The organism is Ktedonobacter racemifer DSM 44963, from assembly GCF_000178855.1.
In the GTDB taxonomy this organism is placed as follows: Bacteria; Chloroflexota; Ktedonobacteria; order Ktedonobacterales; family Ktedonobacteraceae; genus Ktedonobacter; species Ktedonobacter racemifer.
Map to the genome: position 1 here is coordinate 2,427,434 of NZ_ADVG01000004.1, position 22,329 is coordinate 2,449,762.

A 22,329-nucleotide genomic window follows, 5' to 3' on the forward strand; every position below is an offset into this window, starting at 1 on the left:
GGTGTGCATTTCACTTTATCAGATTTAGGCCTGAATCACTTGAATGCCTAACGCACGTAGCTTCTCAAGCATATCTAACGGCGTTTGCTCATCGGTGATAATCTTGTGCACTGTGGTCAAGGGCGCAACAATGCTGGTAGCGACCTTCCCAAACTTTGTATGGTCAGCCACCAGGATCACTTCACGTGCGCATTGCACAATGACGCGGTCGGTCATGGTTTCTAGAGGATTCATGTTGGTCAGGCCATCATGCAGGCTAATGGCACGCATGGAGATGATAGCTTTATCAGCACGCAGATCCTTCAACGTTTGTTCAACGATATGGCCAATCATCGAGAACTCTGAATGGCGTACGACACCACCCGTAATGATCAGCGTAATATTTTCATTTCCCGCCAGTTGATAGGCAACGTTGAGAGCGTTGGTGATTACAGTCAGGTTCTTCTTGCCCTCCAGGGCACGTGCAACTTCGAGTGTGGTCGTACCTGACCCCAGGAAGATGGTCTCGCCATCCTTAATCAAGGAAGCAGCGGCGCGCCCGATAAGCTGCTTCTCCTCTCGGTTTTCAATACTTCGCTGTACCACTGGCGGCTCGGCCAGTGCCACCTCCACGGCACTGACCCCACCATGCTCACGTCGCACACGCCCCATCGACTCCAACTTTTTTAAATCTCGTCGGATGGTTGGCTCGCTCACCCCCAGGCGCTCGCTTAACTCGGTTACCCGCACATGTTGTTGTTCTTGAACAATGTGTAGTATCTGCTCGAGCCTCTCTATAGTTAGTTGCACGTCTTTCTTCTCCATAGGGCGCTTTCCTGAACCTGACGCGTTTTGAGGAACGAGGAATAGCGAAAATAATCGGATATGATCATCTTTGATTGAAAGTATAGAGATTCACCCTTATTCCTGTCAAGAATACAAACGAAATCTGCTTTTTATCCCATTTTTTACCTTGACAAAGGATGGGCTCAATGCTATATTCGAAAAATAACGATCAAATATTGATCATATCCCATATGTTTCAATCATATTTTATTTGCAACGTATCGTGCCGGAAAGGATTTATGAGATGTCTCCTGTTACATTGCTGATTATTGGTGCTGGTAATCGAGGAAAGGTCTATGCTCGCTATGCACTGGCACATCCCGATCAGGTGAGAGTTATCGGCGTGGCTGAGCCACGAGAGTTTTTTCGCAGGCGCATGGCGCAGGCGCATGATATCGCGCCAGAGAACGTTGTTACGGATTGGCAAGAATTGGCGTCTCGGCCCAAATTCGCCGATGCGGTGGTAATCACGACTCCCGATGCTCAACATAGAGATCCGGCCGTTGCCTTTGCGAACCAGGGATATGATATTTTGCTGGAGAAGCCCATGGCTCCTGATCCAGAGAGTTGCCAGCAGATTGTAGATGCAATCTCGGCCAATAAGAGTATTTTTGCGGTCTGCCATGTTCTGCGCTATACAACCTATACTCGGCGCCTCAAGGAACTAGTCACTTCAGGCCTGATCGGTGATATTGTCAGTGTTCAGCACCTGGAGCCGGTGGGTTACTGGCACTATGCTCACTCATTTGTGCGTGGCAACTGGCGTAACGAAGCCGAGTCGTCATTTATGCTGCTCGCTAAATCCTGCCATGATATCGATTGGCTGCGCTATATTGTAGGAAGCCGTTGCGTCCAGGTCTCCTCCTATGGTTCCCTGCTACACTTCCGCAAGGAGAATAAACCCGTGGCAGCAGGGGATGCTATGCGCTGTCTCGATTGTGCCTATGAGTCCGAATGTCCCTATTCCGCGACGCGTTTCTATAACGGACGGCTACGCGAAGGAAAGTCTGGCTGGCCGCTTGATGTGATTACAACCGATATTTCCGCAGCAGGTGTCGAGGCCGCTCTACGCAATGGTCCCTACGGTCGTTGTGTTTACGAATGCGACAACGACGTTGTTGATCACCAGGTTGTTAATCTGGAGTATGAGAATGGTGCAACCGCGTCGTTTACTATGATCGCTACAACTGAGTCCAGAGAGCGTGAGACCACCATCTTTGGCACACGTGGTGAGCTGCGTGGCAATAGCAGGCACATTGTCCACCATGATTTCCTGACCGAGCAGACAGCCACATATGAGGGAGAACACCTGGCGGGTGATAATGGGCATGGCGGTGGTGACTATGGAGCGATGAAGAGCTTTGTGGAGGCCGTTGCCCGGCGTGACTCCAGCCTCATTCTCTCTGGCCCCGAAGAGTCATTGGAAACCCATCTCACCGTCTTTGCCGCCGAGCAGGCACGGCGTGAGAAACATAGTATCCAACTAACATACTAGCCCTGGCTAGAGAGAGGGATGTATATGCAGCTTGAAGAAGACGCGCTTGTCGTCGGCGTCGATGTTGGTGGTACGAAGATTGCCGCCGGTGTAGTGAATGCACAGGGGCAAGTTTCTGGCCACGTCAAGCTTCCGACTGATATCAGGAGCGTGGAGCATACGCTACAGAGCATTGCTTCTGGTATTAGAAGCACTATCCAGACTACACAGGGATCTTCGCAACGCATCAAGGCCATTGGCCTGGGTATTCCAGGCATAGTTGATCCACTACAGGGTGTCTGCCAACTTTCAGTCAATCTTGGCTGGCGGGATGTGGCGGTGAAGACCTGGCTCGAGCAGGAATTGCAGCTTCCTTGCTTCATCGAGAATGATGTGAGTGTCGCGGCCCTGGGAGAGAGCTTCTACGGTGTTGGTAAGGGGCTGGAGAATGTTGTCTATCTTAGCCTGGGCACTGGAATTGCCGCCCGCACGATCATTCATGGACAGCTCTTTCGCGGTACCCATGGCATGGCGGGAGAGATAGGTCATGTGGTTTTTGACCCTGCTGGCCCCCTTTGTCGCTGTGGCGCCAGGGGATGTCTGGAGGCATTGGCGGCGGGTCCAGCCCTGGCTCGCAGGGCCGAGGACGAGCTTCAACAAGGGAAGGCGTCTCTTTTAGCCGGATTTTTGCAAGAATCAGCGGGGACAGGACTGCGGGCTGAACATGTCTTCGCGGCCGCGACCAGGGGTGATGCGCTCGCGGAACAGATCTTACATGAAGCTGGGCAACACCTGGCATATAGTATCTACCTGCTGGCAATGAACTTTGATCCGCAGATAGTTATTCTCGGTGGAGGACTGGCTGCGAAGGGAAGCCCACTAATCGAGGCTATGCGTGCGGGGCTCACCTATTGGATGCAACAGGCCCCTGTTTTCCGTAAAATGTTCAGTCAGGAGGCGGTTCGCCTGGCCAGCTTACAGAGTGACGCCGGTATTGCTGGCGCGGCCGCCCTGGCTATAGCTGAATCAAAAACAAGGAGTCTTCTATCGTGAACAATACAGAACAGTTGGTTCCAGATCACTACGAGACGCACACACTGCGTGAAATTTTGACCCAGCCACTTGCCTGGCAGGCTGCTCTGGATGTGGTCGCAGCGAACCAGGAGGCCATTCAGGTTCTCTGGAAATCGAAGGATTATACTGACATAGTCGTCACGGGATGCGGCTCAACGCACTATCTCTCACAGGCTGTTGCGCCTCTGCTTCAGCGCCAGCTAGGCATACGAGCACGTCCTGTACCCGCCTCAGAGCTATTGCTCTTTCCCGAAACCGTCATCGCGCCAGGTAGCCATCCACTTCTATTTACGATCTCACGCTCTGGTCAGACCACAGAGACCATTCGCGCGACCAGGATGTTTGAGCAGCGCTATGGTGGACCAGTCATCACCATTGGCTGTTATCCTGAAGCAGAGCTGGTGGCCCTGAGCGACCTGGCGCTGGTGATTCCAGAAGGGCAAGAGCAAAGTGTTGTACAAACGCGCTCCTTTAGCGCCATGCTGCTAGCCGCCCAGGCCGCGATTGCCCTGGCTCATAACGCTCACTTTCAGGCGATGCGCAACTTGCCAGAACTGGGGAAACGCTTGATTGATGCTTATCACGATCTGGCCAAACAGCTTGGGAGTGATGCACAATTTGAGCGTTTTTACTTCCTGGGTTCGGGCCTACAATATGGCCTGGCCTCTGAGCTCAATCTCAAGATGAAGGAGATGTCGCTCTCTGTCTCTGAGGCATTCCACTTCATGGAGTTCCGTCATGGTCCTATGTCGATGGTCAACGAGCATACGCTAGTGGTGGGCTTGCTCTCGGATACAGCCAGCGCCCACGAACTAGCAGTGCTACGTGAGATGCGCGCCCTGGGTGGTAGAACACTGGTGCTCTCTGAAGACCACGTTCCCACAGAAGCCGCTGACTTTCAGATCAACTTCAGTTCGGGTCTGGCGGAGAACAACCGCGCGGTCCTGTATCTGCCGTTGTTACAGCTTCTCGGCTACTACCGGGCCAGAATCAATGGTCAACATCCTGATCATCCCCATAACCTGACGGCAGTCATTGTGCTTGACGCGGAGAGGTAAGAGATGATTGTGACCGTCGTGCCTAATCCTGCGCTTGATAAGACGATTGTCTTGCCCGATTTCAAGTTGGGTAACATTCACCGTGCCGGAGAAGTCATCATCCAGGCAGGTGGAAAAGGCTTTAATGTTGCCAGGGCGCTACGCACTCTGGGAGTTCAGGAGCTGGTCATAGGTCCAGTGGGGGGCTATGCTGGGAAACACTTGTTGGCCCTGGCTCGCCAGGAGGGGCTTGAGATTGATATGCAGGAGGTTAACGCCGAGTTGCGTACGTGCCTGACTATTGTTGATCCCGCGGCAGACTACCGCCTGACCGAGATCTATGAGCAGGGAGCGTCACTGAGCGAGGCTGAATGGGAGGCCGTGGTACGCAGGGTCATGAGCGCGCTCCCGCGAGCAACCTCCCTGGTAATAAGCGGCAGTTTCCCGCCAGGCGTGCCAGAGGATGCCCTCCTCATGCTTCTCCAACAGGCCAGAATCGCTTCAGTGCCTGTCCTGCTAGATACTCATGGCGCACAGCTTCCCGCTGCCCTGGCATATCGCCCCGCCCTGCTTAAGCTGAACCAGTTCGAAGCCGGGGAACTGCTTGGTTATCCGCTTACGGATCTCTTCCAGGCGGTGGCAGGGACCGTCGAACTACAGAGGCGAGGCGCGCAGGAGGTCATTATCTCACTCGGGAAAACTGGCGTTGTGGGCTGTACAGCCGAGGGTCAGCGCTTTGGTTGGATAGCACCTACTATATCTGCCATCTCCTCAACAGGAAGCGGCGACTGTCTCCTGGCGGGTATCGCTGCCGGGCTCATGCGTGGCCAGGGATTAATCCAATCAGCCCGCCTGGGGGTCGCAGCAGGGGCCGCAAATACCCTGCAAATAGGGGCTGGCCGCCTGAATCTTTATGATATCGAGACGCTGTTACCAGGTATCCAGGCCCTGTCACTGACCAGCTAGCAAACATCTCCGCTCATGTATAGAAAGAAGATATGCAGTGGGAAAGATACAGATGAGTCGCGGAAAATTTGAGCATCTACAAGCCTGTACCAATGCGGATGGCATCATAGCCGCCGTCGCCATGGACCAACGTAACTCACTCAAGAAGAGTATGGAGAAACTGGTTGAGGGAAGTGGCACACCAGAGGCGATTACGACCTTTAAGCGCAAGGTTTCGCAGGTTTTGACGCGCTATGCAAGCGCAATCCTGCTTGACCCTGAATATGGCCTACCTGCCTTGCAAGAGCGTGCGCCGGGCCGAGGAGCGCTCCTCTCCTATGAAGTCACTGGCTATGATCCCCAGGTAGTAGGGCGTTTGCCGCATCTCCTTCCGAACTGGAGCGCGCGTCGGCTCGTTGAAGTGGGGACCGACGCGGTCAAAATTCTCCTCTACTATAACCCTGCCGACGCGGGATGGATAAACGAGATCAAACAGGCTTTTGTCGAACGCGTAGGCGATGAGTGCAGGGCGCTTGATATCCCCTTCTTCCTTGAGCCACTGGCCTATGATAACCTGCACCCTGAGCAAAGCTTTGAGTTTGCTTGTTTAAAGCCTGGCTATGTCCGCTCGATCATTGAAGAGTTTTCACGGCCACGTTACGGTGTTGATATGTTGAAGGTCGAGATTCCGATCAACAGCGCCTATTTAGCTGGCAGCCACAGCTTCAAAGGCAAGGAAGTCGCCTATGATTGGCAGGAAGCCAGAGAGCATTTCCAGGCTCTCGCAGCAACCAGCAAACTCCCGTTTCTCTTCTTAAGTGGCGGTGTGGATGATACTGTTTTTCGCGAGCAACTAGAACTGGCAGCCGAGGCTAATGTTCCTTTCAGTGGTGTCCTTTGTGGTCGTGCAACCTGGAAAGGCGGCATCCCAGTCTTCGTCAACGACGGTGAAGCAGCGCTGGAAGAGTGGTTGCAGGAACAAGGCGTACAGAATGTGCAGGCCCTCAACGCAGTGCTGAGCCAGTGTGCCAGGCCCTGGCACACCATTTACGGCGGCCTGGAAGCTATCGAAGTCACCGATTAAGTGTCAGATACCCTTCGGCAGAAGCACGGGGGCCAGTTTTTGGTGAAGAGGAGCAAAATCCATACTGATCCCTCGATAGTTCTTATGCAAAAACAAAATCTACACTCCTCTTGCGCTTGACATCTTTGGAGTTTAGTGCTAAACTGTCCATAAGCAAAAGAAAGAGGAGGTAGCGAGATGCCTGGTTCAGCGGTGCTTGCCTGGTTGCGCCTGTTCCGCGTTTTTCAGCGGATTGATCGCGCACAGACGATACATCTGCGCTCCTGGAATTTGAACGTTGCCCAGTTCGATGTTCTGGCACGTGTGGGTACGCATAAAGGGATAACGCAACAGGAGCTGGCCGATAGCCTGCTCGTCACCAAGGGCAATATCTCCCTCCTGCTCAATCGCATGGAAGAAATGGGCTTGCTTAAGCGTTATCAGGAACGACGGAGCAACACACTATTCCTCACCGCCAAGGGCCAGGAGCTCTATGATCGTGTGGTCCCCGCACACGAGGAGTTGATTGCGCGCTTGATGAGCGGTGTGAGTCCATCTGAACTGGGACAGCTTCAGCACCTCCTGCGTAAACTGGAGTACACGCTCCGCTAAATTTTTTTATGTTGAGGGTTTAGTGCTAAACCTTTTGAATAGAGATAGAGAAGTTCACTAGAGCAAGAAGGGAAACACGTTATGCAACTTGGTGGTTTGCATCATATCACGGCCATTACTGGCAATGCCTCGCTCAATGTCGCCTTTTATACGGACATCTTAGGCATGCGTCTCGTCAAAAAGACCGTCAATCAGGATGATGTTAGCGCCTATCACCTTTTCTACGGAGATGAAACTGGCAAACCTGGCTTCGACCTGACATTCTTTGACTGGCCCTCGGCTGGCCCCAACCGCGAGGGTGCGGGCACGGTTGCTACCATCGCGCTCGGTGTCAATAGTCGCGAGGCACTTGACTGGTGGGTACAGCGCTTTGACAGCTTTAAGATTTCTCATGAGGGCATCCAGGTTCGCAATGAACGCACGGTATTGCCTTTCCAGGATCCCGAGGGGCAACGTTTAGAGTTGGTGGATGCCCAAGGACAACTCCAGAGTACCTACTGGAAGCAGAGTCCCATCCCGGCTGAGATGGCCATTCAGGGCTTTTACGCCGTGACCCTGATCGAGCGTGACCTGGAGCCGACGGCTTCCTTCCTCACCGAGACGCTGGGTTTCCGCCAGGGCGAGAACTACCAGTCCGAGGAGGGCAACACGGTCTCTGTCTTTGAGATGGGACCCGGTGGCGCCGGTGCTGAAGTACACCTTGACGTGCGTCCAGGTACTCGTGGCGGACGACCCGGCATCGGCGGTGTGCATCATGTAGCATTCCGCACGCCAGACGACGAGGAACAAGAGCAGTGGTTTCAAACCATTGGGAAGCACACTCGTAACATCTCATCGATTATTGACCGTTTCTACTTTCACTCGATCTACTTCCGCGAGCCAGGCGGCGTGCTCTTTGAGATCGCGACCGATGGCCCGGGCTTTGCGACCGATGAGGACCTGGAGCACCTGGGCGAGCAGCTCGCGCTTCCTCCCTTCCTGGAGCCACACCGCCAGGAGATCGAGGAGAACCTTCGCCCCATCGTCCCCTTTAAGCTTGCCTCCGTCCGCTAAATAGCGTGGGAGTATGGGATGAGGGTGAAAATGCCAGGTGTAGATGTTGGATTTGCACTGGAGTGAAAGTGGTGCTGTTTTGGAGTGGCAAGGGAGCAGGGGAGTGTGAGCCTAATATTCTTATAGCCGTTTGATCGAAGGAGACAAGGCGATCCCTCTTTTTCCTCTCAAGCAGGGAGGCCCTTCTCCTCGTCTCCTTCGCGCTAGGTATGCAAAAAGATGGTGCCGTGATGGTACTGGGCGTGGCTCCAGAGGAGGAGGTCCTCGAAGTCCTGACGAAAGGCATAGAGAACCTGTTCGCGTGCGATCGCGTCAGGCATGACGGTTTGGCGCCAGATCAGAATGATCTCCAGCGGCTCCTGCTGGTCGTGAGGCTCGGAAATGGGCTATGTTGCAAAAATACGAAGAGGAACACAAAGAACGGAGTTTCATCGTTCTTTGTGTTCCTCTTCGTATTTTTGCAACATAGCCAGATGAAGCGAGTGAGCGTGCGTTCCTCATAGATGATGACACAACGACTCATGCCACATCCCTTATGTTCTCCCATCTCATCGTTATCGGTAAGTAACGAAAAAATCGTGTAACACGCTACGGTGATGGACAAAAAGAATATTTGAAGATATTGCGACACAATCAAACGTTTCTTTTGAGACGATAAAGGTGGACCAGGATCATATGTCCTTCAAATGGATTTATTTTGAACAAAATAATTACATTATTTATATAATGCAAAAATTTGGTAATTCCCCCAAAGGGCTGAGGAGCAGCGGGTCGCCCTCGCTCACACACGTGTTCACTGCTCCAATTCCAATCGTATGGGTGCTGACATCTTCTCGTGATCGATGAATAACCGCTTTGCGCCCTCTTCAATCGAGCGTGGTGTCAGAGCTTTTAATTTGTTGGGCTTTAAATTTTTTTGCGACACTACCAGGGCGTGTACTCAGCAGAAACTACATCATTTCTGATCCCTTGACAACCCTTATTTTATTATTTAAAATAAGTAAAAATACCTTAAAGATGAACAAAAGAATGAAATAAGGACTGGCTTCAAAGGAGGTAATTTTCATCCCCGGATTGTGCTGGTTGGAGGCTTAAAACAATGGAGAATTGTTATTTGTGGAGAGATCAATGAAGCGGACACGCAATTCCGTTGTACCAGATGTGCGACAGATCAGCCGCTCTACGATCCTTCGGCAAATCTATCTGGGGCAGTCGATGAGCCGCCAGAAATTGAGTCAATATTCTGGTCTAAGCTCAGCGACGATCACTAATGTGGTTGTCGAATTGCTTCAGGAAGGGATTGTTATCGAGTCTGGTATCGAGGCATCACAAGGAGGACGACCTCGTTCCATTCTGACCATCAATCCGCATTACGGATATTTTCTTGGTGTCGACATTGGTGAGACGTTCATCAGGATTGAGCTCTTTGATTTAACATTGCACAAGCTAAGCTCCATAGCGTATCCACAGGTTCTCGATGAGAATCGGCCAGAACAGGCGGTGCAATTTATTTGCCAAGGAGCAGAAGCTGTATTGGCCGAAGTTGGGATCACACTGGAGAAAGTGCTTGGTGTGGGGATTGGTGTCGGTGGCCTGGTCGAACGGGATGAACAGATAGTGGCCTACTTACCTAGTTGGGGATGGCAGAGTGTGCCGCTCGTCTCACTTCTCGAAACGTATTTTCCTATGCCCATCTACCTTGATAATGGTGCGAAAGCCATGGCACAGGCCGAGAGTTTGTTTGGGGCTGGTCAATGGTATGAGCATTTAGCTGTTTTACTGGTAGGGACGGGGATAGGGGCTGGTATTATCGCTGATGATTCCCTGTACCGCGGTGTCAGCAATAATGCTGGGGAATGGGGACACACAACTATCGAGCTGAATGGGCGCTTGTGTCGCTGTGGTGGTTATGGCTGTCTTGAAGCCTACGCCGGCGCCCCTGGCATTATTGAGCGATTGAGAGAGGTGGCACCGCAGAGTTCACTCCTTCAGAGTAACGATCAGGAGCGCATTATTGCTGCCATCGTTGAGGCAGCTCGTAATGGAGAACGCGCTGCAATTGACGTGCTCAAAGACACCGCGCACTATCTGGGTGCTGGTATCGCAAATCTCATTAACCTTTTCAACCCACAAGTCATTGTCCTGGGTGGGTGGGTTGGGTTGGAAATTGGCGAGTATATTCTCCCAGAATTGCACCGGTTTGTCGAGCGTTATGCTCTCAAACGGTTGTTCTCAGCCACCAGGATCGAACTCAGCCGCCTGGGCCAAGATGCTGTGGCTATGGGAGCCGCAGCGTTTACCCTGGAGCAGTTTCTAGAGGTTGCTGGAAGGCACAATTCATCTTACCTCAAATGAGGAATATGGCCTCATCTGGAATCAGTTCTGTACGCTTGAGTGCGCTTATGCCTCTCCAGCGTGAATATCCTGATGAATATAGGCCCTTATGTCCGTATGTCTAGTTTTATTAGTGTACTGCCCTGGAGGTGACAACAAGCTTAGAGACAGAAACGAGGGAGCAGATATCGTGGGGTGTTTTTCATAGATCACGCTGTCGTTTTCTTATGTGCAAGTAGGAGGCATTGGACAATGCAGTTTTTCTCCTCTTCCCCTCGGATGCGCCATTTGGCGTCACAGTTCGCCATGTTGGGCATCATACTCGCGCTCATAGGACCTCTCGCTGCCTGTGGTGGCAGCAATTCAAGCGATACCTCCACCGGCCCGGTGAACTTAACTTTCTGGTCATGGATCACTGGAGCCGATAAGGCGGTTGCTCTCTGGAACCAGACTCATCCCAATATTCATGTCAAATTCAGCAATGTGGGTTCAGGCCCGGTTGAATACGACAAGCTATTTACAGGTATCAAAGCGAATAACGAACCCGATGTTGCTCAGGTCGAGTTCCAGGTCATGCCCACGTTTGAGACGACGGGTGCGCTGGTTGACCTTGCTCCTTATGGAGCTGGAGCACTGAAGGATAAGTTTGTCCCCTGGACCTGGAAGCAGGATACCCTTGGCGGCTCTATCTATGGTATTCCTGGCGATACTGGTCCTCTGGCTCTGTACTATCGGGCCGACCTCTTCACAAAGTATCATATCCCGGTACCCACTACCTGGGCGGAATACGCTGAAGATGCGGCCAAATTGCATGCCGCCGCCCCCAATACTTTTATCACTGACTTCCCTCCCAAGCAACCAGGATGGTTTACCGGGCTGGAGTGGCAGGCTGGTGCGCGCATGTTCACCATCGATGGCCAGTCCTGGAAAGTATCCATTAACAATCCTCAGGCCCAGCAGGTCGCCTCTTACTGGCAAGATCTGATCAACAAAAAGCTCATCAAAACCGAGCCGGACTTCGCCGATGGCTGGTTCCACGACTTGCAGAGCGGGGCAGTTGCTACCTGGATTACCGCGCCCTGGGGAGCTGGTATCATTGAGCAAAATGCTCCCAAGACCGCTGGGGATTGGAGAGTTGCCCCCATCCCACAGTGGGAGGCTGGTCAGCAAGTTGATGGCAACTGGGGTGGTTCCTCCAATGTAGTGTTCAAAAGCACGCAGCATCCCAAAGAGGCCGCCGAATTCGCCCAATGGTTCAATACCAATCAGGGGAGTATGGAGTTACAGATTAAGGGCAATGCGCTTTATCCTGCCTACCAGCCTCTCTTAGATTCATCTTTGCTGAGCGGTTCTCGCCCGTTCTTTGGGGACCAGAAGATCTTCGACCTCTTTAAGACAGCGAGTACGCAGGTGGACGTCAGTTTCCAGTGGGGACCAACGATGGAGAAGGTCTATAGCGACATTGGTGATAATTTTGCCAACGCGGTCAATGGCCAGAGTACATTGGGTCAGGGGCTTAATGCAGTCCAGCAGAGCACAATAAACGACATGAAAAAGCAGGGCTTTAGCGTCAGTTCGTAGCAAGGCGTATCTCTACGCCTTACCAGGCCAAATACGCGTTTCCAGGTATTGGCACTTCTGGAAACGCGTCGGCGGCCTCTGGGACGCTTGTTGGTTGTATGTGTCGGTGCAAAACCTGCATACGTTTCATGGATGTGATCTGAACGAGGAGAATATTGTATGGCTCTGGAAGTAGTCTCACTCCGTCCGCGTCGCCAGCCACGCCAGACCTTGCGCCTTCGAACGCTGGTGCCCTATCTGTTTCTCTTGCCCTTCGGGTTGCTCTTCATCCTGTTTTTTATTGCGCCACTCATTTATGCAATCTATCAGAGTATGTTTCAGTCCCACCGCAGTGGTCTGGGATTAGGTGCTGCTACAGTGAGTTTCAGCGGTCTGGCCAATTTTGCCGATGTCTTGCACGATCCCAATTTCACTGCCTCAGTGGGTCGGGTGTTGCTATATGGCATCGTGCAGGTTCCAGTGATGCTGGGTTTGGCCCTCATCCTGGCGCTGTTCCTGGATTCAGCGGCGGCACGCTTCAAACCTTTCTTTCGGCTGGCCTTCTTCGTGCCCTATGCCATCCCAGGCATCATTGCTGCTCTGTTGTGGGGCTATCTCTATGACCCGGCTCTTAGTCCAATCGTCAAAGGGGTCCAAGTGCTCGGCTTGCCGAGGCCGGATTTTTTGGGTGTAGGAAGCGTCCTCTGGTCTATTGCCAATATTGCTACCTGGACGTATACAGGCTACAATATGCTCATCATTTTTGCCGCTCTCCAGGCTATTCCTTCTGAGATCTACGAGTCGGCTCGCATGGATGGTAGCTCGGGATGGCACGTTGCCTGGCATATCAAAATTCCTCTGATCGTCCCCACCCTGATCTTGACTTGTATCTTCTCTATTATTGGGACACTCCAACTCTTCGGTGAACCACAGGTACTCTCGGCCATCTCCAACAACATTTCGAGTTCATACACTCCTGTATTGTATGCATACAATACCGCTTTTAACTACAACAACTACAACTATGCCGCAGCGCTCTCAGTTGTGTTGGCACTCGTTATCTGCGTCCTTTCCTTCGGCTTCTTACGTATTACCCAGCGACAATCAGGAGTATAAGGATATGAGCCAAAGCATTTCCGATAATATGAGTCAAAGCATTTCTTCAGAGCCGATACCTCTCGCTCAAAAAACAGTGACCATCAAGTGGCGACGCCCCAGTCAGTTCAACTTGAATAACATTGGGGTTATGACCTTCTTGATCGCCTTTGCTGTCTACTTTCTGATACCCTTTTTCTGGTTGGTGATCTCCTCGACGAAAAGCCAGGCCGATTTGTTCGGTACATTTGGCTTCTGGTTCTCGCCTGACTTCCATCTGTTTGCCAATGTACAGCAACTCTTTACCTTCAACGGTGGAATCTATGCACGCTGGCTACTTAATACCCTCCTCTATGCAGGCGTGGGAGCCGTAGTTGGGACGTTTATCGCGAGCATGGCTGGCTACGCCCTGGCCAAGTATACCTTCCGTGGGCGTAACCTGACCTTCTCTATCATTCTGGGGGCGATCCTGGTGCCAGCAACGACCCTGGCTCTGCCGCTCTACCTGTTAATGAGTAGTGTGGGACTGACCAATACGTACTGGTCGGTACTCTTGCCCAGTCTTGTTAGCCCTTTCGGGGTGTATCTCTCTCGTATCTATGCGGCGTCGGCTGTGCCCGATGAACTTCTGGAGGCTGCCCGCATGGATGGAGCAAACGAGTTCACAACCTTTCTGATCGCGCTTAATTTGATGGCCCCGGCGCTGGTAACGATCTTACTTTTCCAATTTGTGGCTATCTGGAACAACTATTTCCTGCCGTTGGTGATGCTCAATGATTCCAATCTCTTCCCTATTACAGTGGGCTTACAGACTTGGAATGTGACCGCCACGAACGCTAGCGCTGGCCAGACAATCTATAACCTGATCATAACAGGATCATTGCTTTCCTCAATTCCTCTGCTGATTGGTTGTATTATCCTGCAACGCTTCTGGCGCGGGGGACTGGGGGTGGGAAGCATTAAAGGCTAATGATCTTTCCTGGTCGTGTTGCAAAAATTTAAAGCTCAGCAAACCGAAGCATGCTTGATCGCGTTTCGCCAGCAAAAGATGCGGAATATGTATTGCTCGTTATGCCGTGATTATCCGACATATTTTCTCAGTTCATAATTTTCGCAACACTTCCCTTGGTGGTACCAACTGGTCCACGAGTAATGGCACAGTTATTCAACAATGATCGGAGGTGAGTGATCAAACGAATCAGGAGTGGAGCCTCAACGCTACGGACGATGGCTATTACTCTATCGTCAACCGTTACAGCGGCAAGGTACTTGACGATACCAACTGATCCACTCACTTCCGACCACTGCTGAATGATCGGAGGTAAGTGGTCAGACTGACCAGGAATGGAGTCTGCAACAAGTGTGACTACTCCCCGGTCTAAAGACGTGGGTTTCTAGTTTATTTAACGTCATTCATGGAGGAATGCACGATGAGAGTTTCCCGGCGGCGTTTCCTGGCCGGCTCTGTCGCCATGGCAGGTGCGCTGGGCGTATTGCCCGAAGTCATGGGTCAACATGCCGCATATGCGGCCTCTGCCCCCATCGGCCAGACCATCTGGCTCCAGGCGACCAATAACAACAACTTTGTCAGTGCGCGTACCGACCAGGCCAATACCCCTCTACTGGCCACCTCGACCCAGGTCCAGGCCTGGGAACAGTTTGACGTGGTTGATGCCGGCAACGGGCTGGTCGCCTTGCGCTCGCACGCCAATAACAATTACGTCAGCGCCCGTATCAGTCAGACGAATGTGCCCCTGCAGGCTAGCGCAACTCAGGTCCAGGGGTGGGAACAGTTCAACTGGTTGCCGCAGAGCAATGGGACCGTTGCCTTACAATCGGCGGCCAATAACAATTATGTGAGTGCGCGCACAGATCAGACCAATACCCCTCTGGATGCCACGGCAACCCAGGTGCAGGCCTGGGAGCAATTCAACTGGGGAGTGGCTACTCCCCCTATTGGTCAGACGATCTGGCTCCAGGCGACCAACAACAATAATTACGTGAGCGCCCACAATGATCAGACCAATACTCCCCTACTGGCCACGGCGACGCAGGTGCAGGGATGGGAACAGTTTGATGTGGTCGACGCAGGCAACGGGCTGATTGCCTTGCGCTCACACGCCAATAACAATTATGTCAGCGCCCGTATCAGTCAAACAAATGCGCCTCTGCAAGCCAGCGCCACTCAGGTGCAGGGCTGGGAGCAATTTAGCTGGATCCTGCAAAACAATGGGACGGTTGCCTTACAGTCGGCGGCCAATAGCAACTATGTCAGTGCGCGCACCGACCAGACCAATACCCCTCTGGATGCCACCTCAACTCAGGTCCAGGCCTGGGAACAATTCCGCTGGGGGCTGGTCGGCGGATCTGGTGGGTCGCCCAACTTTGGTCCCAACGTGTACATCTTTGACCCCTCGATGTCCAGCGCGACGATTCAAAACACCTTGACTTCGGTCTTCAATCAGCAGCAAAGCAATCAATTTGGCTCGAATCGCTATGCCTTCCTCTTCAAGCCAGGCACCTACAACGTGGATGTCAACCTTGGCTTCTACACCCAGGTACTGGGTCTGGGCTATCTGCCCGGCAATGTGACGATCAATGGCGCGGTTCACGTCGCCGCTGACTGGATGCCGAATCACAATGCCACCTGTAACTTCTGGCGCGGGGCCGAGAACATGACCGTGATTCCTCCCACTGGCACCAACGTCTGGGCAGTGTCTCAGGCCGCGCCTTTCCGGCGCATGAATGTACAGGGGAATATGAAACTGGATGATGGTGGATGGTCCAGTGGCGGCTTCCTGGCCGACACCAACGTCAGCGGTCAGGTCAACTCGGGTACGCAGCAGCAGTGGCTCTCCAGGAACGATCAACTGGGAAGCTGGGCCGGTTACAACTGGAACATGGTCTTTGTGGGGGTCAATGGCGCACCGGGACAAAGCTTCCCCAACCCGCCCTACACTGTAGTTGGCCAGGTACCCGTGATCAGAGAAAAGCCGTTCCTGTATATTGACCAGTCTGGCAACTACCAGGTCTTTGTACCTGCCCTCAGGACGAACTCACAGGGCACGAGTTGGGGCAGTGGGTCGCCTGCTGGCACCTCCATCCCCCTCAGCCAGTTCTATATTGCTCAGCCAAGCGATACCGCGACGACCCTCAACAACGCGCTCTCAAAGGGGTTAAACCTGCTCTTCACGCCCGGCATCTACTCCCTCAACGGCACGATTAATGTGACGCGCGCGAACACGGTAGTGCTTGGCCTGGGCATGGCCACGCTGGTTCCGCAAAACGGGGTCATTCCCATGACGGTCGCTGATGTCGATGGCGTCACCATCGCCGGATTGCTCTTCGATGCTGGCCCAGTCAACTCGCCGGTTCTGTTGCAGATTGGCCCAAGTGGATCTTCACAAAGTCACGCAGCCAATCCTACACTGCTCAGTGATGTCTTTATCAGGATCGGTGGCACCGCGACAGCCGGGCTGGCCACTCAGAGCCTGGTGATCAACAGCAACGATGTCATTCTCGATGACCTCTGGCTCTGGCGCGCGGACCACGGCATCAACAACAACGCCACGGTTGGCTGGACCATCAATCCCGCCGCCAATGGCCTGATCGTTAATGGCAACAACGTGACCGCGTATGGCCTGTTCGTCGAGCATTACCAGCAGTACCAGGTCATCTGGAATGGCAACGGCGGCCGGACCTACTTCTTCCAGAACGAACTGCCCTATGATCCCCCCACGCAGTCAGCTTGGATGAATGGTAGCACCAACGGCTACGCGGCCTACAAGGTGGCGAACTCAGTCACCAGTCACGAAGCCTGGGGATTGGGCAGCTACTGCTACTTCAATGTCAACCCCAGCGTGGCCGAGGATCACTCCTTTGAAGTTCCCAACACGCCAGGAGCCAAGTTCCACGATATGGTGACCGTCTCGCTGGGCGGAACTGGTACGATTACTCACATCATCAACAATACAGGAGGTCCGTCAAACTCTAGCACTAGCGTCGCTGACCTGGTCAGCTATCCCTAGCCTGGATCGCACAGTCTGAATGGAGCTGTTGATTTCTGGGATGATATCAGCAGCCCCAAGGAAATGAATACGCCTTTCATTTGGCAACGAGGGAGCCAGTCTTTGCCGACTGATTTCCTCACGCCTAAATTCCTTGAGAGTATGCATGGAGTGAGCAATCGCTCTCTCAACCTGAATGTCGTGTTTTGTCATAGTATTCATGGAGGAATCGCTATGCGCAAATTTCCCCGTGCCCTCGCTCTCTTCTTTTCCTGTGTTATGGTGCTAAGTGGTATCGTGGCAGCGACAACTATTTTCTCTAAAGGCATACCCCGGGCCTACGCGGCTTCGGCCTTGCCCAGCAACTACTTTGCTCCCTATGCCGAGACCGGCGTGGGCGCGTCCTTGCAATCAGTGACCCAGAGTACCGGGCAGAAATACTACACGCTGGCTTTTATTACCGCCAGTGGGTGTAGTCCTGTCTGGGATGGATATGTTCCGATCAATAATACTTCGTCAGATTTGCCGACGTTGACCAGCGATATTTCCTACATTCGCAGCCAGGGCGGAGACGTGATCATCTCGTTTGGGGGAGCATCCGGCCAGGAACTGGCACAGGCCTGTACCAGTTCCAGCAGTTTGCAGGCCCAGTACCAGGCGGTAATTAACCAGTACAGCGCGTCACACCTGGATTTCGATATTGAAGGCGGGGAAGAAGGAGACGCGACCACCTATACGCGCCGCAACGCGGCCCTGGCAGCTTTGCAGCAGGCCAATCCGGGCTTGACCATCTCCTTTACCCTACCATCGGGCACCACCGGCCTGGAACCGGCCCCTGCTGGTCATACAGGAAGTCTGGATCTGCTCAAAGACGCGGTATCCAAGGGAGTCAACTTTAGCGTGGTTAACCTGATGACGATGGATTATGGGAGCCCTGACAGTCAGATGGGCCAGGAGGCGATCAATGCGGCAAACGGCCTGCATGCCCAGTTACAGCAGATGTTCCCCTCAAAGACCTCCAGCCAACTGTGGTCGATGGTTGGGATCACCGCGATGATTGGTCAGAACGACACTCCGGGCGAGATCTTTACACAGAGCAATGCGTCCCAGGTGTTGTCTTTCGCGCAGGCAAATCACATTGGAGAACTCGCTTTCTGGGCGGTCTCACGAGATAATGGTTCGTGCCCGGGTAGTACTACTCCTACTTCGGATACCTGCGATGGCCTCTCGCAGAGCACCTACGCATTTACCAATCTCTGGAAACCCTTCACCAGCGGCAGTTCTTCGCCAACCCCTACTCCAACCGGCACACCACCCAGCATCATTGGCAAAACCATCTGGCTGCAGGCGACAAATAACAACAACTTTGTCAGCGCACGCAATGATCAGACCAATACCCCTCTACAGGCCACCTCAACCCAGGTACAGGCCTGGGAAGAGTTTGACGTGGTTGATGCAGGCAACGGGCTGATCGCCTTGCGATCCCACGCCAACAACAATTATGTGAGTGCGCATATCAGTCAGACGAATGCGCCCCTGCAGGCTTCGGCGACGCAGGTGCAGGGGTGGGAACAGTTCCGTTGGGTGCCGCAGAGCAATGGGACCGTTGCCTTACAATCGGCGGCCAATAACAATTATGTGAGTGCGCGCACCGACCAGACCAATACCCCTCTGGATGCCACCTCGACCCAGGTCCAGGCCTGGGAGCAATTCAACTGGGGAGTGGCTACTCCCCCTATTGGTCAGACGATCTGGCTCCAGGCGACCAACAACAATAATTACGTGAGCGCCCACAATGATCAGACCAATACTCCCCTACTGGCCACGGCGACGCAGGTGCAGGGATGGGAACAGTTTGATGTGGTCGACGCAGGCAACGGGCTGATTGCCTTGCGCTCACACGCCAATAACAATTATGTCAGCGCCCGTATCAGTCAAACAAATGCGCCTCTGCAAGCCAGCGCCACTCAGGTGCAGGGCTGGGAGCAATTTAGCTGGATCCTGCAAAACAATGGGACGGTTGCCTTACAGTCGGCGGCCAATAGCAACTATGTCAGTGCGCGCACCGACCAGACCAATACCCCTCTGGATGCCACCTCGACCCAGGTCCAGGCCTGGGAACAATTCCGCTGGGGGCTGGTCAGTTGACCTGAGGCACTGACAGAGAAGAACCCGCCGCAAGCCGCTGAGACTTGCGGCGGGTTTGTCACGATCTTGAGGGCTGTGTTGCAAGAAATTGAAAAGAAGAGAAGATGGGCGTAGAGCGGTTCTGCTTGTTCAGTTTAAGCAACCACTCCGAATAGCTCGGCGATCAATGCAACCTGGCCTCTCACATCTCCTTTGTCTACTCCTTGCAGTTGCCCTTTTCTCAGTATGTTCATCACCTCGAATCCTTGTAATGTACTCCATGCCGTCTCGAAAGAAAAAAACTAGAGCCGCATTATTTGCTGGAAGGAATACTGCTCGTTTCTGAATTTAACGATACGGGTCTCCGCTTTGTCTTGCAGCCGTCCGAAGCCGGAAACGCGGGCTTTGTGCTCTGGAACGGGGACCAGCCGTGCCCCCGAATGGGGGTTGCCCGCTCTCGTCGACTGGAAGGATGAGGTGATGACCCACGGCCTGAGGCATCGCATCAAGTACGCTCGTCTCATCCAACGCCCCGCCAGCAGCCCCAGAGCGGCCTGAGCCGATGCGCAGATATTGTCAAGTATTGTATGAGGAAGAGCATCGTATGGAAGGCATATCGCCGAGCGGCTCTGGCACAAATTCAGGAATGCGCAACTCTAATACCGATCCAGCAACGCTCTCACCCCACGCAGAACATTCTCCGTGGGGGCGAGCAGTTCATCAGGTTTCATTCTACCTGATTCTCCCTTCGCAAAAAATTGACGCGCACCCGTGTGTGGGAGCAAGCTTACTATGGGCGGTCGTCAATTTTTTGCAGAGACACCCAGAGGGAGAAGAGGGTGATCGGATAGGAACAACCGCACGAGGAGAGCAGTATGGACGAAACAATGGAAAGCACGGGCGAAAACTGCGGAGTGAAAGAGTGGTGTCTCGCGCATCCAAAGGCCAAATGCCCTTATGAAGGATTTTGACGACACGACTTTTGTTCCCTTGAACTTTACACGCTGTCGTTCATACCATTGGCCGTTTCGTTGTGGTGGGAAAGGTAGGGAAGGGTAAACCAGAAGGTAGAACCCTCTCCAGGGAAACTGGTCACACCAACTCTGCCGCCCTGGCGTTCAATGAGAGAGCGAGAAATAAACAGACCCAGACCCAGGCTCACGCCAGGACCGCTGCGCACCTGAACACTAGGGACCCGATAGAAGCGTTCCCAGATACGTTTTTGTTGTTCTTCGTTTAGCCCTGGCCCCTCATCGCGTACCGCGACATATATCTCGTTGTGCTGCAATGAAGCAGTGACCGTGACGGGCTTCTCCTGCTCGGAGTATTTGAGCGCGTTGGTCAGGTAGTTGGTCACGACTTGCCGTATGCGTTCTGGATCAGCGGTGACCATCAGCGTATCACCTGGAGGCAGTTCAAGGCTGATTTGGCGATTTGGATACATAGTACGCAGACCTTCAATACAATCTTTGATGCTTTGAGCAAGATTATAGTGCTCAGTTCGCAATTCCAGGCTATCGGCGCGAGCGCGTGATGCGTCAAGGAGATCGGACACCAGACGGTTCTGCAGGTCAAGTTGATCGAGAATGTGGCTCAGATGTTCCGATACCGAGTTTAGCAATCTGGTACGCTCCTCTGACTCTGGCTGCTGTTGGATATCTAAGAGGAGGCGCTTGATCCTGCGTTGAATGAGCTGGCTCGCCATTTTGGCGCCCGTAATGGGGGTGCGGAGTTCATGAGCGACTATGCCCATGAAACTGTCCCTCTCTGCGAGGAGGTGTTCGATGTTGCGGCGTGCTTGTACCTGCTCAGTCACATCAACAACCAGCACAATGATGCCATCGGTGGCACCGTCTGAACCGCGCAGCGGCTCATAGGAGATGTTGCTGTACTGTTCAACCAACGTATTGTCATCTTCGCGACGCAGAGTCCGACTCTCTGGAACAAAGATTCCCTCACCTGTGGCGCACACCTGTCTGAATAAGGGGAGAACCTGAGATTCCTGTTCAGGAAAGATCTCATGCAGGGGCTTGCCGAGAAGGGCTCGTCGGTCAAGAGTTTGCTGGGCAGAAGGATTAATCAGTTCATAGTGAAATTCTGGACCACGTACAACACTGATAGGAATAGGTGCCTGCATGAGAATACGATAGAGATTGGCACGCGAGGCCTCGGCCTCCCCTTGTGCTTTGCGTGCCTGTTGACGCGCCCGCTCGGTGCGACTACTGAACAGGGCGACGCCAAGGCCAATCAGGGCAAACATAATCATACTGTAGACAAACTCGTGCTGTTGAAAGGTTAAAGATTCAAAAGGGATAAGGATGAGCGATATCAGCAGGATCGTTCCAGAGAAAGTGGCAAGCAGCCCTGGAAGCGTTCCCCAGCCTAATGAGATAAGAAGGATCGTGAGTAAGACAGGAGCACTATAGAAGTGTAGCAAAGGCGCAATGTCCGCCATAAAGAAGAAGATACTCACAACGACGAGTGAAGGCAAAAGAATGGCAAGAAGGTAACCAATAGACTGGTGGCGCAGAAGAGGAGGGAGAAATCCTGGTTTGAAAGATAAAGCAGACAAAAACGACTGAGCGCGTTGCCAGGAAGACTGCCTACTAGGTGGTACACCTGATACTTGAGAGGTTTCCTGCGTCAGTAAAAAGTTTTCGGCGTTTGGTTGGTTGAGAGGCTCTCTGCCATCTCGTTTCCTTGGTGGAACCATAAGAAGTTTCCTTCTTTGACATCCCAGTTCTCCGCAGAGATATTACTTTGATGGAAGCGTTCAGACAGTATGTATGTATATATATATAGTATACATACATACACCCATAGATCGCTGCTCGTATGTCCTTTCGAAATTATTTATGGTAAAAATTAGAAATAGAGATAAAATTTTGTCATTTGTCTGATAAAAAACACGCTTTGCCAGGATGAATGCCATGCTCCCAAGCGGCTTCAGCGGGTCGCGTCTGCCGCATAATATGGCTTGGCATCGGCTAAAGCCTGAGCAACGGTGAGAAGCGCTCATCGCACCCACTTTTGCATATTGTGGCTATGTTATCTGGCAGGAAATGACGCCGCTCTGGAAGCTCCTTCTCACAGACAAGTGCCATGTTTCATGGCACATTTGAC

Annotated in this window: 16 protein-coding genes and 2 pseudogenes; 15 read left to right on the top strand and 3 right to left on the bottom strand. The window is 52.9% G+C overall.

Going from position 1 to position 22,329, the window contains the following annotated elements:
• Window positions 1-24 precede the first annotated feature (24 nt).
• Window positions 25-804, bottom strand: a complete 780-nt coding sequence (locus tag KRAC_RS52470) for a DeoR/GlpR family DNA-binding transcription regulator (RefSeq protein WP_007921223.1) — start codon at window positions 802-804, stop codon at window positions 25-27.
• 265 nt (window positions 805-1,069) lie between these two features.
• Between KRAC_RS52470 and KRAC_RS52475 the strand changes: the two genes are divergently transcribed.
• From KRAC_RS52475 to KRAC_RS77540, 14 genes are all read left to right on the top strand, one after another.
• Window positions 1,070-2,320 carry a Gfo/Idh/MocA family protein gene (locus KRAC_RS52475; protein WP_007921229.1) on the top strand — a complete coding sequence of 417 codons (1,251 nt, stop codon included), beginning with the start codon at window positions 1,070-1,072 and terminating at the stop codon, window positions 2,318-2,320.
• 24 nt (window positions 2,321-2,344) lie between these two features.
• Window positions 2,345-3,352: an ROK family protein gene (locus KRAC_RS52480; protein ID WP_007921230.1), complete on the top strand. Its 1,008-nt coding sequence runs from the start codon at window positions 2,345-2,347 to the stop codon at window positions 3,350-3,352.
• Entirely contained in the window at window positions 3,349-4,431 is a 1,083-nt protein-coding gene (locus KRAC_RS52485; RefSeq protein WP_007921231.1) for an SIS domain-containing protein, read from the top strand. The genes KRAC_RS52480 and KRAC_RS52485 overlap by 4 nt, the downstream gene beginning before the upstream one ends.
• A 3-nt stretch (window positions 4,432-4,434) precedes the next feature.
• Window positions 4,435-5,376 carry a 1-phosphofructokinase family hexose kinase gene (locus KRAC_RS52490; RefSeq protein WP_007921232.1) on the top strand — a complete coding sequence of 314 codons (942 nt, stop codon included), beginning with the start codon at window positions 4,435-4,437 and terminating at the stop codon, window positions 5,374-5,376.
• A 52-nt stretch (window positions 5,377-5,428) separates the two neighbouring features.
• Window positions 5,429-6,439, top strand: a complete 1,011-nt coding sequence (locus KRAC_RS52495) for a tagatose 1,6-diphosphate aldolase (RefSeq protein WP_007921233.1) — start codon at window positions 5,429-5,431, stop codon at window positions 6,437-6,439.
• 177 nt (window positions 6,440-6,616) lie between these two features.
• Complete coding sequence (locus tag KRAC_RS52500; RefSeq protein ID WP_007921234.1) at window positions 6,617-7,030, top strand: MarR family winged helix-turn-helix transcriptional regulator; 414 nt, start codon at window positions 6,617-6,619, stop codon at window positions 7,028-7,030.
• An 81-nt stretch (window positions 7,031-7,111) separates the two neighbouring features.
• Entirely contained in the window at window positions 7,112-8,083 is a 972-nt protein-coding gene (locus tag KRAC_RS52505) for a ring-cleaving dioxygenase (RefSeq protein WP_007921235.1), read from the top strand.
• Between the two features lie 1,128 nt (window positions 8,084-9,211).
• Window positions 9,212-10,438, top strand: a complete 1,227-nt coding sequence (locus tag KRAC_RS52515) for an ROK family protein (protein ID WP_007921237.1) — start codon at window positions 9,212-9,214, stop codon at window positions 10,436-10,438.
• A gap of 231 nt (window positions 10,439-10,669) precedes the next feature.
• Complete coding sequence (locus tag KRAC_RS52520; protein ID WP_007921238.1) at window positions 10,670-11,998, top strand: ABC transporter substrate-binding protein; 1,329 nt, start codon at window positions 10,670-10,672, stop codon at window positions 11,996-11,998.
• A 159-nt stretch (window positions 11,999-12,157) separates the two neighbouring features.
• On the top strand, window positions 12,158-13,093 hold the full coding sequence (locus KRAC_RS52525; protein WP_007921239.1) for a carbohydrate ABC transporter permease: 936 nt from the start codon (window positions 12,158-12,160) through the stop codon (window positions 13,091-13,093).
• A gap of 4 nt (window positions 13,094-13,097) precedes the next feature.
• Complete coding sequence (locus KRAC_RS52530; protein WP_007921240.1) at window positions 13,098-14,042, top strand: carbohydrate ABC transporter permease; 945 nt, start codon at window positions 13,098-13,100, stop codon at window positions 14,040-14,042.
• Window positions 14,043-14,253: 211 nt separating this feature from the next.
• Complete coding sequence (locus tag KRAC_RS68175; RefSeq protein WP_075164598.1) at window positions 14,254-14,358, top strand: RICIN domain-containing protein; 105 nt, start codon at window positions 14,254-14,256, stop codon at window positions 14,356-14,358.
• Window positions 14,359-14,502: 144 nt separating this feature from the next.
• On the top strand, window positions 14,503-17,100 hold the full coding sequence (locus tag KRAC_RS75025) for a hypothetical protein (protein WP_007921241.1): 2,598 nt from the start codon (window positions 14,503-14,505) through the stop codon (window positions 17,098-17,100).
• A gap of 213 nt (window positions 17,101-17,313) precedes the next feature.
• Window positions 17,314-19,227, top strand: coding sequence for a hypothetical protein (locus KRAC_RS77540; protein WP_244422563.1), 1,914 nt, complete (start codon window positions 17,314-17,316; stop codon window positions 19,225-19,227).
• 134 nt (window positions 19,228-19,361) lie between these two features.
• Here KRAC_RS77540 and KRAC_RS80475 read toward each other — a convergent pair.
• Window positions 19,362-19,508 (bottom strand): annotated as a pseudogene (locus KRAC_RS80475) (IS6 family transposase); the annotation flags it as partial.
• A 48-nt stretch (window positions 19,509-19,556) separates the two neighbouring features.
• Between KRAC_RS80475 and KRAC_RS77550 the strand changes: the two are divergent.
• Window positions 19,557-19,761, top strand: a pseudogene (locus KRAC_RS77550) (hypothetical protein); the annotation flags it as partial.
• A gap of 442 nt (window positions 19,762-20,203) precedes the next feature.
• On the opposite strand, the gene KRAC_RS52550 reads toward KRAC_RS77550, so the two are convergent.
• A complete protein-coding gene (locus KRAC_RS52550; RefSeq protein ID WP_007921246.1) occupies window positions 20,204-21,919 on the bottom strand; it encodes an ATP-binding protein in 1,716 nt (571 codons plus the stop codon).
• Between the last annotated feature and the right edge of the window lie 410 nt (window positions 21,920-22,329).

Coding starts and splice junctions, on each gene's coding strand:
- KRAC_RS52505 (WP_007921235.1), top strand. CDS start 7,112: ATGCAACTTGGTGGTTTGCATCATATCACGGCCATTACTGGCAATGCC.
- KRAC_RS52500 (WP_007921234.1), top strand. CDS start 6,617: ATGCCTGGTTCAGCGGTGCTTGCCTGGTTGCGCCTGTTCCGCGTTTTT.
- KRAC_RS52470 (WP_007921223.1), bottom strand. CDS start 804: ATGGAGAAGAAAGACGTGCAACTAACTATAGAGAGGCTCGAGCAGATA.
- KRAC_RS52490 (WP_007921232.1), top strand. CDS start 4,435: ATGATTGTGACCGTCGTGCCTAATCCTGCGCTTGATAAGACGATTGTC.
- KRAC_RS52550 (WP_007921246.1), bottom strand. CDS start 21,919: ATGGTTCCACCAAGGAAACGAGATGGCAGAGAGCCTCTCAACCAACCA.
- KRAC_RS52495 (WP_007921233.1), top strand. CDS start 5,429: ATGAGTCGCGGAAAATTTGAGCATCTACAAGCCTGTACCAATGCGGAT.
- KRAC_RS52515 (WP_007921237.1), top strand. CDS start 9,212: ATGAAGCGGACACGCAATTCCGTTGTACCAGATGTGCGACAGATCAGC.
- KRAC_RS52520 (WP_007921238.1), top strand. CDS start 10,670: ATGCAGTTTTTCTCCTCTTCCCCTCGGATGCGCCATTTGGCGTCACAG.
- KRAC_RS52525 (WP_007921239.1), top strand. CDS start 12,158: ATGGCTCTGGAAGTAGTCTCACTCCGTCCGCGTCGCCAGCCACGCCAG.
- KRAC_RS77540 (WP_244422563.1), top strand. CDS start 17,314: ATGCGCAAATTTCCCCGTGCCCTCGCTCTCTTCTTTTCCTGTGTTATG.
- KRAC_RS52480 (WP_007921230.1), top strand. CDS start 2,345: ATGCAGCTTGAAGAAGACGCGCTTGTCGTCGGCGTCGATGTTGGTGGT.
- KRAC_RS75025 (WP_007921241.1), top strand. CDS start 14,503: ATGAGAGTTTCCCGGCGGCGTTTCCTGGCCGGCTCTGTCGCCATGGCA.
- KRAC_RS52530 (WP_007921240.1), top strand. CDS start 13,098: ATGAGCCAAAGCATTTCCGATAATATGAGTCAAAGCATTTCTTCAGAG.
- KRAC_RS52475 (WP_007921229.1), top strand. CDS start 1,070: ATGTCTCCTGTTACATTGCTGATTATTGGTGCTGGTAATCGAGGAAAG.